At 68.8% G+C, this 14,717-nt stretch carries 14 protein-coding genes; 4 read left to right on the top strand and 10 right to left on the bottom strand.

Features of this window, described 5'->3' with window-relative positions:
• Positions 1–7: 7 nt before the first annotated feature.
• On the bottom strand, positions 8–814 hold the full coding sequence (locus AB0M22_RS16005; protein ID WP_364726363.1) for a methyltransferase domain-containing protein: 807 nt from the start codon (positions 812–814) through the stop codon (positions 8–10).
• Between the two features lie 127 nt (positions 815–941).
• A complete protein-coding gene (locus AB0M22_RS16010; RefSeq protein WP_364726366.1) occupies positions 942–1,532 on the bottom strand; it encodes a phosphatase PAP2 family protein in 591 nt (196 codons plus the stop codon).
• A 170-nt stretch (positions 1,533–1,702) separates the two neighbouring features.
• Here AB0M22_RS16010 and AB0M22_RS16015 point away from each other — a divergent pair, with 170 nt between their 5' ends.
• The gene (locus AB0M22_RS16015) at positions 1,703–2,278 is read left to right on the top strand and encodes an HhH-GPD-type base excision DNA repair protein (RefSeq protein ID WP_150400697.1); all 576 of its coding nucleotides are present in this window, start codon (positions 1,703–1,705) and stop codon (positions 2,276–2,278) included.
• Between the two features lie 152 nt (positions 2,279–2,430).
• A complete protein-coding gene (locus AB0M22_RS16020; protein WP_364726370.1) occupies positions 2,431–2,781 on the top strand; it encodes a hypothetical protein in 351 nt (116 codons plus the stop codon).
• Between the two features lie 4 nt (positions 2,782–2,785).
• On the opposite strand, the gene AB0M22_RS16025 is transcribed toward AB0M22_RS16020, so the two are convergent.
• Positions 2,786–3,703 carry a neutral zinc metallopeptidase gene (locus tag AB0M22_RS16025; RefSeq protein WP_364726372.1) on the bottom strand — a complete coding sequence of 306 codons (918 nt, stop codon included), beginning with the start codon at positions 3,701–3,703 and terminating at the stop codon, positions 2,786–2,788.
• A 376-nt stretch (positions 3,704–4,079) separates the two neighbouring features.
• Between AB0M22_RS16025 and AB0M22_RS16030 the strand changes: the two genes are divergently transcribed.
• Positions 4,080–5,711, top strand: coding sequence for a DUF2207 domain-containing protein (locus AB0M22_RS16030; RefSeq protein ID WP_364726375.1), 1,632 nt, complete (start codon positions 4,080–4,082; stop codon positions 5,709–5,711).
• Between the two features lie 40 nt (positions 5,712–5,751).
• On the opposite strand, the gene AB0M22_RS16035 is transcribed toward AB0M22_RS16030, so the two are convergent.
• The gene (locus AB0M22_RS16035; protein ID WP_364726378.1) at positions 5,752–6,039 is read right to left on the bottom strand and encodes a hypothetical protein; all 288 of its coding nucleotides are present in this window, start codon (positions 6,037–6,039) and stop codon (positions 5,752–5,754) included.
• A gap of 14 nt (positions 6,040–6,053) precedes the next feature.
• On the opposite strand from AB0M22_RS16035, the gene AB0M22_RS16040 reads away from it, so the two are divergent.
• On the top strand, positions 6,054–6,731 hold the full coding sequence (locus AB0M22_RS16040) for an amidohydrolase family protein (protein WP_364726381.1): 678 nt from the start codon (positions 6,054–6,056) through the stop codon (positions 6,729–6,731).
• 4 nt (positions 6,732–6,735) lie between these two features.
• Here the strand turns inward: AB0M22_RS16040 and AB0M22_RS16045 are convergent, their stop codons facing one another.
• The 6 genes from AB0M22_RS16045 to AB0M22_RS16070 form a co-directional block, all read right to left on the bottom strand.
• Positions 6,736–8,025, bottom strand: a complete 1,290-nt coding sequence (locus AB0M22_RS16045; protein WP_364726384.1) for an ROK family protein — start codon at positions 8,023–8,025, stop codon at positions 6,736–6,738.
• 394 nt (positions 8,026–8,419) lie between these two features.
• Entirely contained in the window at positions 8,420–9,124 is a 705-nt protein-coding gene (locus AB0M22_RS16050) for a hypothetical protein (RefSeq protein ID WP_364726387.1), read from the bottom strand.
• Between the two features lie 105 nt (positions 9,125–9,229).
• Positions 9,230–9,907: a TetR/AcrR family transcriptional regulator gene (locus AB0M22_RS16055; protein ID WP_364726390.1), complete on the bottom strand. Its 678-nt coding sequence runs from the start codon at positions 9,905–9,907 to the stop codon at positions 9,230–9,232.
• The gene (locus AB0M22_RS16060) at positions 9,904–12,186 is read right to left on the bottom strand and encodes an MMPL family transporter (protein WP_364726392.1); all 2,283 of its coding nucleotides are present in this window, start codon (positions 12,184–12,186) and stop codon (positions 9,904–9,906) included. Before AB0M22_RS16060 ends, AB0M22_RS16055 begins: the two co-directional genes overlap by 4 nt.
• Before the next feature lie 86 nt (positions 12,187–12,272).
• Positions 12,273–13,574: an ammonium transporter gene (locus tag AB0M22_RS16065; RefSeq protein WP_364726395.1), complete on the bottom strand. Its 1,302-nt coding sequence runs from the start codon at positions 13,572–13,574 to the stop codon at positions 12,273–12,275.
• Positions 13,575–13,744: 170 nt separating this feature from the next.
• Positions 13,745–14,569 carry a hypothetical protein gene (locus AB0M22_RS16070; RefSeq protein WP_364726397.1) on the bottom strand — a complete coding sequence of 275 codons (825 nt, stop codon included), beginning with the start codon at positions 14,567–14,569 and terminating at the stop codon, positions 13,745–13,747.
• Between the last annotated feature and the right edge of the window lie 148 nt (positions 14,570–14,717).

A 14,717-nucleotide genomic window follows, 5' to 3' on the forward strand; every position in this document is an offset into this window, starting at 1 on the left:
TCTACGGTCAGCTCGGCTTGTGCGCCAGCACGGCGAACATCGTGACCGAGAGGTGAATGTCGCCGCTGGCCGCGCCCGCCTCGAGATCCTCGACCAACCGCGCGCGCTGCTCCTCGGTGATCACGCCACGCGCCACCGCCATCGCCGAAATTCGGGTGACCAGCGAGCCGACGCCGACGGTGCGATCCTGCACCAGCGCGTGCGAGCCGATCTCGTCGATCACCAAGCCCGCCTTGGTCAATTGCCCGGGCAGCTTGCGGCCGGAGAACGGGTTGGTGGTCGCGGAGATCAACGTGTCGACCACCTCGCGCACCACCTGACGCTCGCCCGGATGCACGATCGCGGTGCCCCAGTCGCTGTCCACCACCACGACGCGGCCGCCGGGCCGCAGCACGCGCGCGATCTCGTTGGCGGCGCGGGCCGGCGCGGTCAGATGCTGAAACACCCGCTCGCACAATGCGGCGTCGAAACTGCCCGCGCCGAACGGCAGGCCGTAGGCATCGCCGGAATGGAACTTGGCGGTCGAACCGGTCTGGGCGGCGCGGCGTTCCGCGGAGGCGAGCAGGTTCGGGTCGGGCTCGACGCCCACCGCCGCACCGTCGGGTCCGACCGCGTCCGCGAAGGCCATGACCTCCGTGCCGGTGCCGGAGCCGATGTCGAGTGCGTGCTCGCCGGGACGCAGCGCGAGTGCGTCGTGCGCCCAGTCCCGCAACCTGCGGATACCGGGCAGTGCGGCCTGTAAGTCGCGAACGTCGACGAGTTGATCCTGGCCTGCGCGATCGAATCGATCGGGGCGCAAAGTGTAGGTGTCCATGGGCCCGTTTCCATCCCTAGCCGTGGCCACCTCGTGGGGTGCCGATGTAGGTACTGCCGTCTGCTGAGGCATGCGCTGGAGCCTACGCGCGGGGATATGGCGACGCACGGTAGGGATGTGAGGCCGGTCACGAGGCGAGCAGGTACGCGGCGGCGGCCAACGCCGCGCCGAGAACCGCGCCGACCACCACTTGGCCGCGGGTGTGATCGCCGAGCCACACCCGCGACCATCCGACCGCCGCGGTCAGCGGAAGCGCGAGCAGGAACCACGGGGCAGCGATCATGGCCAGCAGCACGGTCGTGCCCGCGCCGACCGCGGTGTGCACGCTGACTTTCCAGCCGCCGAGCACGGTCACGATGCCGATCCCGACCAGCACCGCCAGCGCGGCGACGGTCCAGGCGATCAATTCGCGCGGTGCGCCGCGCACGATCTCGACGGCCAGGCCGGCGCACACGATCCCCAGAATCGCCAGGATCACCCAGTGCCGGTCGTCGATCTCTTTCACATGGCGATCGCTCGCGATCCCGCGCCGCACACCCGCCAGGATGACGAGCATCGGAATCGCCCCCGAGATCGTCGCGACGAACAATCCCCACGCCGGCGAACCCACCGCGAACCCGGCGAGCACCGCGGTGACGATATTGATCATCCACGGCGCACCCAGTTCGGTGAGCACGCGCGCGGCCCGCCCGGTATCGAGTGCCAACCCCCCTTGCATCCGGCAATCCAATCACGCGGAGACCCGCGGCGCCCACTGACTCCCACCGGTCATAAGACGGGCGACGATGCGGCTTAAAGTGCGATGAGCAGGACGCCTTCACGCCGTCTTGACAAGTGAGATGATCGAATCCGTCCGAGCAGGTTTGTCACGGTGGGAAGGAATGGGCGATGAGTCGCAAGCTTTGCCTGGCGCAGGACGTCGAGGCGGACGAGCTATTGACCGAGGACCACTTCGCCACCCTGCTCGGCATGCTGTTCGACCAGCAGTATCCGATGGAACAAGCGTTCCGCGGCCCGAAGAAGATCGCCGACCGGATGGGCGGCTTCGACATCCACCGCATCGCCGAGGCCGATCCCCAGGAATTCGAAGACCTCTGCGCCACCCCGCCCGCAATCCACCGCTACGGCCGCTCGATGGCCCGCCGCGCCCAGGAACTCGCCCGCTACGTCATCGAGAACTACGACGCGAAAACCGAGAACCTGTGGAAGCAGGACAAGCCGGATGGGAAAGAGGTGCTGCGCCGGTTGAAGGCGCTGCCCGGATTCGGCGAGCAGAAGGCCCGAATCTTCCTGTCGCTACTCGGAAAGCAGCGCGGCGTTCAGCCGGTGGGTTGGCGGGAAGCGGCCGGCGCCTACGGTGACGAAGGTTCCCGCCGCTCCGTGGCCGACGTGACGGATGCCGAATCACTCGCGCAGGTAAGGGAATTCAAGAAGCAGGCGAAGGCGGCGGCGAAACAGAGCTGACGCTGGGGTAGTCATCCGAAGCCCCTGCCGATGTCGAGCGCCGGCCCGGGGTTCCGGCGAAATTCGGTGCAGTGGCGGGGGACTGGCAGTGGTCGGGCATTGCCGGGGTCGGCGCGTTGCCGGGATGGTGTTGGGCGGAAGGGAGTGGTCTGATGAGGCGACGTCCAGCAGCGGTCGGGTATTTGCGTCGAGATGTTTCCGGGGCGCGGCAGCAGTGGGATGAGGTGCTGATCCGGAGCTTGGCCCAGCGGTTCGGGTATGACCTGTCCAAGACGGTGGTGTTCGGTGCGGAGACCGAGGACATCGTCGGGCGGTTGATGAACGTGGCGCGGCAGCTCGGCACGGATGCGGTGATCGTGCCCAGCACAGCACATTTCGACGGGGATGTGCCCGGCGAACTGGTGCAGGTGTGCGACGTGATCACCGTGGCGCCGGAGTACACCTACGCGCGACGGTCGAGTTCCCCGTTCGCCGACGACGTGCACCGGCCTCGGCCCGCCTGAACGGCTAGCTGACGGCCGAGGCCGAGGCGGTGAACGTATTGCATTGGGCGGCACGGTTTTTGTCCAAGCCCGTCTCGAACCATTGGCCGCCGTTCTCCGAGGTGCCGTGGTCGCGCATGTCGCCGGCCTGGTCGCCACGACCGTAGGCATCCTTGCGCGCGAGGTTCAGCTGCGAGTTGGTGAGCGAGCCCGCGCCGGAGGACGAGTTCAGGTACATGCCGTCGAAGCAGTTGGCCTGCAACTCGACTCGGCGGGACAGCTCGAGCCCGCGGGTGGTGCGCGGGCCCGCGTCGGCGCGGTCGCTGTTGGCCTTGCGCAGGATGCCGGACATGGCCTGCACGTGGTGGCCGTACTCGTGGGCGAAGACCGACAGGTAGACGATCCAGTTGTCCTTGAAGAAGTCGGTCTGCAGCTGGCTGATCGGCATGTAGATGGTCTTGTTCGCCGGGCAGTAGAAGGCGGCGAAGTTGCTGGTCGAGCCGGTGCACGGGGTGGTGATGCCGGTGGTGGTCGCGCTCACGTTCAGCGACGGCGCGGCGAACGGCAGATTCGCCTTCTGCAGCACCGGTTTCCAGGCCGCCTCCAGGCAGCCGGCGGCGCTGTCGAAGAACTTGCGTGCGGCGTCCACCTGGGTGCCCCACGAGGAGTACGCGCAGCGCGAGGGGATCAGCGTTGCGTTCGGGTCGGCGAGGAGCGGGTTGGCGCCGGTCTCGGCGGGGCCGACCGCGCCGTCGGGGGCGAAGGTGAGGCTCGGGGCGGGGCCGGTCGCGTGGTCGTCGTTCTTGCCGGTCGATATGGCATTGCGCACCAGGCCACCGGCGACCAGGAAGACCACGACGACCAGCACGGCGACCCACGCGCCGCCGCCACCGGACCTGCGGCGCGGAGTGTGCGGCGGACGTCCGGGCGGACCGTACGGCATCGGCGGTGGTGCGCGATGTCCGGGCGGTGGACCGTATCCGGGCGGTGAATATCCCGGTGGCGGACCGTATCCCGGTTGTTGGTACCCGGGTTGCTGGCCGTACCCGGGTTGTTGTCCGTAGCCGGGTTGTTGTCCGTAACCCGGCTGCTGCCCGTATCCCGGTGGCGGTCCGTATCCGGGCGGCGGTCCATAGCCCGGCGGCGGCCCGTAGCCGGGCGCAGGCTGACCGTATCCAGGCGGGGGCGGAACCGGTCGCCCACCAGGCGGAACCGGTCCGTATCCGTACGGTGGTTGGGTCACGCCCCCGTACCCCCTCGTCTCAATGATCACCGACAGCCGATGACGCAGAATAGCAAGCTGTCTAAAGTAGGCAGCCATGCTGACTTTTCGGGGGGGCGCCGTAGGCGCGCTGCTGCTCGCCACCGTGGGATTGCTCGCGACCGCCCCGATCGCCCACACCCAGCCCGCCCCGAGCGGTGTGTCCATCATCGCCGATCTGAAGCTCAGCCGCGAGGGCGTGCTCGAGGTGGTCGAACAGGTCGATGTGCCTGCCGACGGCTCGTTCCGGATGTCGCTGCCGTTGCGGCTGCAGGTGAGTGACGACGTCGAACGCTATTTCAAGGTCACCGACGTCGACACCAAGGGGGCGGGCACGGCGACGGTGGCGAACGATCAATTCACCATCGAGGCGAAGCCCGGTACGTCGACGTTCACCTATTCGGTGCACAACCTGGTCAACGACGTGCCCGGCAGCCAGGTGTTCAACTGGCTCGGCGTGATGGGCAGCGATATCGCGTCGATCAGCGCCACGCTGATCAGCCCGAGCTTCGAAATGGGCATCGTGGACTGCAAACTCGGCCCGCCCGGCAACACCCGCCCGTGCGCCGACGTGAAGACCGAGGTGGACGGCGTGCTCCATCTGGAGCAGACCGATCTGAAGAAGGGCGATGCGATCGATCTCACCCTGCAACTGCCGCCGGGCAGTGTGCCGAGCAATGCGGACGTGCGCGACACCAGCGCGGCCGGGCCGTTCGGGATCACCACACCGGTGCTCGTCTCGTTCGGTGTGCTGCTGCTCGCGTTGGCCGGCCTGGTCGCCTTCGTGCTGCGCGCGCGTCGGCAGAATGCCGCTGCCGGAACCGGTTCGACGACGATCGATCCGCTGGTGCGCGATGGTGAGCGGGTGCAGTTCACCTCGCCGGACGGGGTGCTGCCCGGTGAGGCGGGGCTGCTGCTGGACGAGCATGTCGATCCGGTCGATATCGCCGCGACGGTGGTGGATCTCGCTGTGCGCCGGTACATCTGGGTCACGCCGCTCGGCGAGACCGACTGGCGGATCACTCGGGTCAACGCGCCCGATGATCAGTTGCGGGACTACGAGAAGGCCGTTTACCGGGCGCTGCTGCCCGACGGCACGGACGGCGTCACCATCACCGAACTCCGCGCGCCGGGACGGGTGCAGTCCGGGCCGGTGCGCACCGCGCTGGTCGCCGACGCGGTTACTCGCGGCACCTTCATCGACCGTCGCCGCCCCGGTCTGACGATGGCGCTGGGCGGTGCCTTGATCGTCGGCGGTGTAGTCGCCACGGTCGCACTGGCTTTGACCTCGGGGCACGCGCTCGTCGGTGTCGCGATCGCCCTCGCCGGCATCGCCACGGTGCTGCTGCCGAAGTACCTGCCCGTCCGGACCACCCACGGCGTCGAGTTGACCGGCCAGATCCGCGCGCTGCAGCGCGGCCTGGAATCGACTCGGCGTGAACAGGTTCCGCCGATCGATCAGGAGACGGTCTTCTCCCGCGCCCTGCCGTTCATGGTGATCGGCGGCCGCGCGGACAACTGGATCCGCGCCTTCCGCGACCTGAACCCCTCCGCCGACTCCCAACCCGGCCTCTACTGGTTCGGCGGCTTCGACCGCGACCGCAACCTGCAACGCTTCGCCGGCCACTTCCCGTTCTTCATCACGGCACTGGAAGGGCTGTTCTCGACCGCAGGCGACCCCCACCGCTGACCCAGCTCTTGACGTAGGTGCGCGCTCCTGCTCACGAAGGTCATTGCGGCGCGGAGCGATCGGTCGACTGGTTGCTGTTCCGGTCGAGCGCTGAGCGTTCGGTGTCGACGATGGCGTGGCGGAGCAGGTTGCGGGCGGTGGCGAGATCGTCTGCGCGGCGGTCCAATTCGGCCAGGCGGTCCTGGAGGGTGGGGAGGACGCCGGGGCAGACGCGTAGGGCGCCGTCGGCGCGGGTGCAGGGGAGTAGTTCGATCATCGACGCACACAGCCACGTACACGTCCCGGTCGAGGACCACATCGCGCTGCTGGACGAGGCGGGTGTGGGCAAGACCGTGCTTCTTCATGTCCCGGCCGCATCCGGAACGCGCCGAAAACCTGGCCGAGCTGCGGCAGGAGATGGACCTGCTGTACCGGGCGCTGGCCGGTGGCGGCAACGAGGCCCGCGAGATCGCCTGGCGCGAGCTGGATGCGGCGCTCACCGCGTATCCGGACCGGTTCATCGGCTTCGGCTCGGTGCCGCTGGACGCACCGGACGTCGGCCTGCTCGTCGACCGCGACGTGGTCGGCCGCGGGTTGCGCGGCATCGGTGAGCTGACCCCGCCGGCCGGCGAGGCCGCACTGCTCGAGCCGGTGCTGCAGGCCGCCACCGACCACGGTGGGCTTCCCGTGGTCGTGCACGGCGCCGCGCCCACTACCGCCGCCGACCTGCACACCCTGGCCGACCTGGCGCGAAGTTATCCACAGGTACCGCTCGTGGTGTCCCAGCTCGGTGGAGCGCACTGGATGGACGCCATCGAGCTGGCCCGCGACACCCCGAACGTGTACCTCGAACTGTCCACCGCCAGTATCGTTTTCGCCGTCCGCATCGCCATCGCCGAGGTTCCGGAGCGCACACTGTTCGGCTCCGACGTGCCCTATGGTGATCCGGTCACGGCACGCCTCACCGTCGAGCGCGCGACCCGTTCGCCACAGGTCCGCGAACTTGTCCTCGGCGGCACCGCTCAGCAACTGCTGAGCTGAACCCTCAGTCGCTCAGCGTCGTCCGGCGGATCGCGGCGAGCGGGTCCGCGTAGAGCACGCTCAGCGATGTGACCACCGCCGCGAATTCCTGGACCTTGCCGCCGAATCCGCTGATCCGGATGTCGGTGGGCGGCAGGGTGGAACCCTGGTTGAACGCGCGGGCCACGTGCGCGACGGCGGGCCGGTAGCCGGTGAAGGCCTGCCCGCCGAGGATCACACGGTCCGGGTTGAGCATGTCGCGCACCATGGCCACGGTGTGCCCGAGGATGGTGGCCCGCTCGGCGAGCAGCTCACGGGCCGGTTCCGAGCCCGATTCGGCCGCGCGGTACAGGTCGAGGATGGTCGAGCCCGCGGTTCCGTTGTGCGCGGGGATGATTCCGCGCCCGACGGCCCGCGAGTGCAGCGAACGATCGCCGACGGTCACCTCGAGGCAACCGCGCCTGCCGCAGGTGCATTCGACATCGGAGCCGGTCGGCAGATGCGCGATCGAGCCGGGGCCGTTGCTCGGGGTGTGCACGCGACCGTCCAAAGTCACTGCGACACCGGCGGTTTCGCGAACATAGAAGTACAGGCTGCTACCGCGTTCCGGACCGGCGACGCGTCCGTTGGCCGCGTCGCGCGATTCGATGGTGGGCAGCAACAACTCCGAGGCCGCCATCGCCTCGACGTGCGGCGCCACCGACACGGGCAGCTCCAGCACCTCGCCGAGCACGGCGCCGATCTGCGCGCCCTGCCATTCCAGCTTGGGATGGTCGACCACGCCGGTGAGCGGGTCGACCCGGCCGCCGATGGCGACGCCGGCCCAGAGCGGCTTGCGCCGATGCCACCGCTGCAGGAACGCCTTGGCGCTGCGGGCGACGGTGGTGGTGGCGAATTCCTGGCCGGTCTGCGGGGTGGCGATGGCCAGGCCGCCGAGGATGCGGCCGCGCAGGTCGGCCGCGACGATCTTGGTGACCGCGGCGCCGATGTGGATGCCGAGGGTCAGGTACGCCTCGTGGTCGATCTCGAAGGGCACCCGCGGGCGGCCGACCGCACCCGAGGCGGTGAGGTCGGGGCGTTCGCGGAGCAAACCGGCGGCAAGCAACGCGGACACCTGACGGTTGACCGTCGCGATGCTCAAACCCGTTGAGCGCGCGGCATTGTCCCGCGAGACGGGACCGCCGGTGGCCGAGCGGAGAACGGCGGCCGCCGGGTTGTCGGCGATGCGCAGTTCAGGAGCGACCACGGGACGCTGGACCCGGATGCGGCCGCCTGCGGTCCTGGCGACGGATCGTTCAAGGGTAGGAAGGGACATGGTGAAGATTCCTTGCCGAGGTCCCGCGACTGGCGGGACGTGCCTACATGGGCGACTAGGCAGCAAACGAGCTGGAAGAACAGCTCAGCTGCAGCAAGGGCGACAACACAGTTCGCGCGTCAGCGGCAACCGAAGACCCAGCGCGGCGGTCACATAGGTGACCCGCAGCGCGTTCGATCGGCCAGCAGACATGTAAATGAAATTAACACCGCTGACCGCGACTCACCAAGCCTCAATCCGCCGCTGTGTTGTCGCACACAGTGTTTTCCCAGGTCACGGACGAGCCGTAGCGGCACAGAGTCCGCCGTCAGACCGGCATCGGTGGCATGACAAAGGCCCCGCCCGGCGAGAGGATGTCGGGGCGGGGCCTGGTCGCGGTGGTGGCTACCGCGAGTTACTTCGGCGCCACGAACGGTTGGTTGATCGTGGTGAAGTACTGGATCGCCGCACCGATCGCGACCGGGGCGGTGACGAAGATCTGGCCGCCGATGACGCCCAGCGCGCCGATCGCCGCGGCGCCCGCGAGGCAGCCGGCGATGATGCCGCCGACGAACGGGCCGAACAGGCCGACGATGGTGCCACCGACGATGGTGCCACCGAGCGCGCCGCCCAGGACACAGCCGACCGCCGCGCCGCCGAGGCCACCGACCAGGGTGCCGATGCTGGCGCCCATGGAGATGGTGCTGGTCAGCCGGCTCCAGGCCGCCTGCTCACGGTCGTACTCGGTCTTCCACGGCGCCTTGTCCTCGAACGGCAGGGCAACCGGCTTGTAGGTGGCCTTGGCCGGATCGAGCTGCGGGGTCAGCGTCGCGGTGTGGCCCGCGATGTCGGCCGCGATCGGAAGCTCGAAGTCGTCGATCCGGAACTTCAGCGGGGTGCCCGCGACGACGGTGCCGTTGGCCGCCTTGATCTTCAGCGTGTCGTCCTCGACCACGATGGACCCGGAGTCGGTGGTGACGATCGACGACGTGTCGGTGGCATGGGCGGTGAAATTCACCGGATCATCGTTGGCCGGCGGTGCGGCGACGGAAGTGCCAGCGGCGACTCCGGTCGTCATGGTCACCAGTGCCGCGACCACGGCAAGCTTCCTCATCCTCATGTGTACTGCGATCCCTCATCTAGACAGTGCTGTCGAGGCAAAGCATCGAGGAGAAAACCCTGGATAACGAGGGAAAAACGCAGGGAGATTCCAATCCGCGACGGCTCAGCGGTCGCGGCGCATCTCGCTCACCCAGGCGGCGAACTCGTCCGGCTCGGTGTCGGCGCCGATCAGGTCCACCACCACATGGCCGACGCACGCGGCGCGCAGCACCCGATTGGCTACCACCTCGGTGTCGCCCCACGGGAGGTACGGCTTGGCGATCAGCAGCGACGCGATGCCGTGCGCGGCGGCCCAGAGATCGAGCACGACCGGCATCGGGTCGCCGGGGATGATCACGCCCGCGTCCATGCACTCCTGCACCGTCTGCGAAAAGTGCTGGAACGCACCGCTACCGAGCACCTGATCGACCGCGCCGACGGACATGGTCGGCGCGGTCGCCAGCCGATACTGCTCGGGGTGCTCCCTGGCGAACCGGACGTAGGCCAGCCCTTGCTGGCACAGCCGGGTGATCGGCGAGACCGCCGGATCGGTCTCGGCGACGATCGCGGCGTCCAGGTCCTCGAAGACCTGCACGACCACGGCCTCGATCAGCTCGTCCTTGTCCGCGAAATGCCGGTAGATCGAGGGTGCGCTCACGCCGACCAGCTTGCTGATCTCGCGGATCGATACCGCGTCGGCGTGCCCGGTGCGGGCCAGCAATTCCCTTGCCGCGTCGAGGATTTCGGTGCGCAGCTGAGCGCCGGCGCCGCGGGCGGAGCGCGACCTGCGTGCTCCGATCATTCGCGCCCGGCCAGCACGTGCTCGCTGGGATCGGGATCGGCGTGCTCGCTCAGCCCGATTCGGGCGTGCAGCCGGGCCAGCGGCGCGGGCGCCCACCAGTTCCAGGTGCCCATCAGCTTCATCAGGGCCGGGGCGAGCATGGTGCGGATGAGGGTGGCGTCGGCGAGCACGGTCAGGGTGAGCCCGAGGCCCATCAACTGGATGAACGACACCTTCGAGGTGACCATCGCGCCCATCACGATGGCCATGAGCACGGCCGCGGCGGTGAAGATCCGGCCGGTCCGGGCGACGCCGACGGCGACCGCGTGCACGTTGTCCTCGGCGGTGCGCACGACGACGCCGTCGGCCACGCGACCGGAGGCGAGCCATTCCTCGCGGATACGGGACAGCAGGAACACCTCGTAGTCCATCGACATGCCGAACGCGAGGCAGAACATCAGGATCGGCATGGTCGGCGTCATGTAGCCGACCGGGGTGAAGCCGAGCAGGCCCGACAGATGCCCGTCCTGGAAGATCCAGACCATCGCGCCGAACGCGGCGCACAGTGAAAGTGTGTTCAGCACAATGGCTTTCAGCGGCAATATCAGGCTGCCGGTGAACAAGAACAGCACCACGAAGGTGGCGAGCGCGATCAGTGCGATGGCCAGTGGCAGCCGTTTGCCGAGCGAGTCGAGGGCGTCGGCGTTGATCGCCGCGCCGCCGCCGAACAGCGTCTGCCCCGGTGCGGGCACGGCGCGCAGCTCGCGCAACTGTGCCTCACCGGCCGGGGAGAACGGGTCGACGCGGGTCGCGACATTGATGTATTCGCCTGTGCCGTTTGCCATTCCGGCCGGGCCGTTGGCGACCCGACCGCCCTTGATGTAGACGCCGGCGCTGGACAGCACCGCCGAAACACCGTCCGCCTTGGACAAGCCCTTGGCGTAGTCGCCGATCGGCCCTGGGCCGCCCTGATATCCGTCCAGCACGACGGTGGTGTTGTTGCCCGCGTTGGCGGCCGGGAACTCCGCGCGCAGCACATCGCCGACCTGGCGGGTAGCGGCGGTGGTCGGCAGGACCCGGTCGTCGGGATAGCCGAATTTCACGGAAAGGAACGGCGATCCGAGCGCGAGGAACAGCACGACGAGCAGCAACGCGACCGGGATGGAATGCCCCGTCACCCAGGTCACCATCCGATACCACCAGCTCTGCTCCGGCACCAGCGGCCGCATCGGATCCGGCGCGGAGCGACCGAACAGGCGGCGCAACGGAACTCGGATGTCGAGCGAGTTCACCCGGTGCCCGAGCAGCACCAGCGCGGCGGGCAGGATCAGGATCGCCGCCGCGGCCGCCGCGGCGACCACCGCGACACCGGCGTAGGCGAACGACCGCAGGAAGTAGATGTCGAAGATGCTCAGCACGGCCAGCGAAAGCGCAACGGTCAGTGCGGAATACAGCACGGTGCGCCCTGCGGTCTGCACCGCGCGAATGGTCGCGGCCACCGGTTCGAGGCCGTTGGCCAGCTCCTCGCGATACCGGCTGACGATGAACAGGCTGTAGTCGATGGCCAGCGCGAGACCCATCGCGGTGGTCATGTTCAACGCGTAGATGGACACGTCGGTGATCAGCGTGAACATCCGCAGGATGGCCAGCGTGGTGAGGATGGCGAAGATGCCGACGGTGAGCGGCAGCGCGGCGGCGATCAGGCTGCCGAACACCAGCACGAGCACGATCAGCGACACCGGGATCGCGACGCCTTCCGCGACGGCGAGGTCGTGGGTGATCTGCTTGTTCACGTCGTGGAAGACGGCGGCGGTGCCGCTCTGCCGGACGGTGATGCCGTCGGTGGTTCCGGCGAGCTGCTCCGTGAGCTGGCCCGCGGTCTCCTGGGACTGTGTGTCGTCGCCGGTCAGGTAGGCGAAGACCAGCGCTTCCTTGCCGCTGGTGCTGCGCAGCGCGGAGGCCACCGCGGGCGGGGCGGTCCAGTACGACTGCACACCCTTGACGTCGGTGCGGGCGCGCAGCGTGTCGGTCAGGTGCAGGCCGACCGCGCGGGTGGCCGGCGCGTCGGCACCCGAATCCGAGCTGACCAGCAGCACATAGTTCGGCGCCGCCCCGTCGAAATTGTCCGCGAGCAGGCGCGCGACCTGGGAGGACTCGGCGTCCGGCGAGGTGAATCCGGCGGACTTCAGGTGCGCCGCCGCCGTCGCGCCGAACACCCCGCAGACGATCGCGAGCGCGGCGGCGGCGAGCGGGATCGCCCGCGGATATCGGGTGACGATCTGTGCGATCCGGATCAGCACGCGCGGCTCCCTTGCTCGACGCAGTGGGTTAACGCCGTTAGCGTAACGCCGTTACTTCTGCGCCGACAGAGGGAGCCGCCACGCGATCAGTGATCCCGGTCACCTATCTGGCCCTGGCCGAAATGCCCCTCGCCGAACCGTCGCGGGGAGTGCCCGTGCACGCCCTCCGCGTAGGCGGTCTCGGCATGCAGCGCGAAGTCGATGCCCGCGGTCTCCTCTTCCTGGCTGACCCGGAAGCCGATGGTGCGATCGATGAGCTTGCCGAGCAGGAAGGTCACCACGAACGCGTACGCCGCGACGACCAGCACGCCGACCAGCTGCTTGCCGAGTTGCGCCAGCCCGCCGCCGTAGAACAGGCCCTCGACGCCGCCGGTCATCACCTGGGTGGCGAGCAGGCCGATCAGCACCGTGCCGACGATGCCGCCGACGAAGTGCACGCCGACCACGTCGAGCGAATCGTCATAGCCCGCCTTGAATTTCCAGCCGACCGCGAACGAACACACCACGCCGGCGGAGAGCCCGACGATCAGCGCGCCGAGCGTGTTCACCGAGCCGCAGGACGGCGTGATCGCGACCAGACCGGCGACCACGCCGGACGCCGCACCGAAGGTGGTCGGCCTGCCGTCGCGGATCTGCTCGACCGCGAGCCAGCCGAGCATGCCGAGGCAGCCGGCCACCAGGGTGTTCAGGAAGACCGCCGCCGCAACGCCGTTCGCGGACAGCGCCGACCCGGCGTTGAAGCCGAACCAGCCGAACCACAGCAGGCCCGCGCCGAGCAGCACGAACGGCAGGTTGTGCGGGCGCATCGCGTCGGTCTTGAAACCGATGCGCGGGCCGAGCACCAGGGCGAGCGCGAGCGCCGAAGCGCCGGAAGCGATCTCGACTACCAGGCCACCCGCGTAGTCCAGCGCGCCGAACGAGGCCAGCCAGCCGTCCGGACCCCACACCCAGTGCGCGATCGGGGCGTAGACGGCCAGCGCCCACACCGGCACGAAGATCATCCACGCGGCGAATTTCGCCCGGTCCGCGATCGCGCCGCTGACCAGCGCCGCGGTCAGGATCGCGAAGGTCAGCTGGAAGGTGGCGAACAGCAGTTCCGGTACCGCGCCGTGCAGTGTGGTCGGGTCGATGTCGGTCATGGCCAGGTGATCGAGGTTGCCGATCAGGCCGCCGCCGGCATCGTCGCTGAAGGCCAGGCTGTAGCCGAACAGCAGCCAGGCGACGGTCACCAGCGGGATCGCGATGAAGTTCATCATCAGCATGTTGAGCACGCCGGTCGAGCGCACCATCCCGCCGTAGAACAGCGCGAGCGCCGGGGTCATCAGCAGCACCAGGGCCGTGCTGACGAGCAGCCAGGCGGTGGCCGCGGGATCCAGGGATGTGGACACGGGAAGCTCCTTCCACGCGAGATGCGGCCTCGCACATACGTGGCTCGCAAGCGCTCTCAGCGTTGCAAGGAAATTACCGAATGGTCACCGCCGGATTTGCGCTGGTCTACGAGTTGCGCGCAGGTTCGGACATGGGATGTTTGCCGAATGGGGCCGCTGAGCGGGACCGTTCAGGCGCGGGACTTGCGGGCCACCGCGCGCTGGCCGCGCTTGCCGGGAACAGGCAGATCGTCCCGCATGGCCACCCATTCGGCGGTGGTCAGCCAGAGTTCCTGGACGCGGGCGTCGGCGGTGTTGTGGAAGATCCGGCGGCCGCGATCGTCGCGCAGTTCCTGGGCGACGGTGGACCAGCGCGGGGCGCGCTCGTGCTCGGTGAGGTAGTCGCCGAGGTAGGCGGCGACCGCGGTGCCGATGGTGTTGACCGGGCGCAGCGAGACCCGGTTGCCGTACTGGTCGGAGTGGAAACGGCGGCCGGCGCAGAGCGATCCGGCGTTGGCGTTGGAGGCGATCCAGCCAGCCCGCTGGGCGCGCTCGATCAGCCAGAGGTGCTTGACCGCCGAGGGGGCGATGTCGCCGATTCGGGTACGGATCAGCGTCATGACCTGCTCGGAGGACAGCACGTCGCGACGGGTCGGGCCGATGCCGTGCGCGGTCCAGTGGGCGTCGGCCAGGGTGGCCAGCGCGCGGCCGAAGTCGTCGATGCTGCGCTGGGCGCGGCGGCCGAGGCGCTCGATGCGTTCGGCCTCGCGGCGCATCTCGTTCTGCGCGGTGAGCGTGCGGATCGCCGCCATGGTCGGCACCTGGCCGCGTTCGAGCAGCTCGAGGATGGCGGCGGAGGTGGCGGGATCGGCGGCGGCGGCAACCGGGAGGGAGTCGCGTTTGATCGCGAAGTCCTGCGGGCTGATCGCGCGGCTCAGCAGGTCGACCGCGGAACGATCGCCGGCGAAGTCGGTGCTGGAAAGCAACGCGGTGGCGATGTCATCAGGCTTTTGCACGGTGAGAAGTTCCTCCGATGGATGTGGAACTCGGCTGCGCTGGAACTTGGCGGTGCGGGAACTTTGGTTGTGCCCCGGTCGGGATGAGGGACCGGCCGGGGCAACCAACCTGATGAAGGTTTGGCTACCGAAGTTGCCGATTGCCACG

This window comes from Nocardia sp. NPDC051756, assembly GCF_040681495.1.
Taxonomy (GTDB): domain Bacteria; phylum Actinomycetota; class Actinomycetes; order Mycobacteriales; family Mycobacteriaceae; genus Nocardia.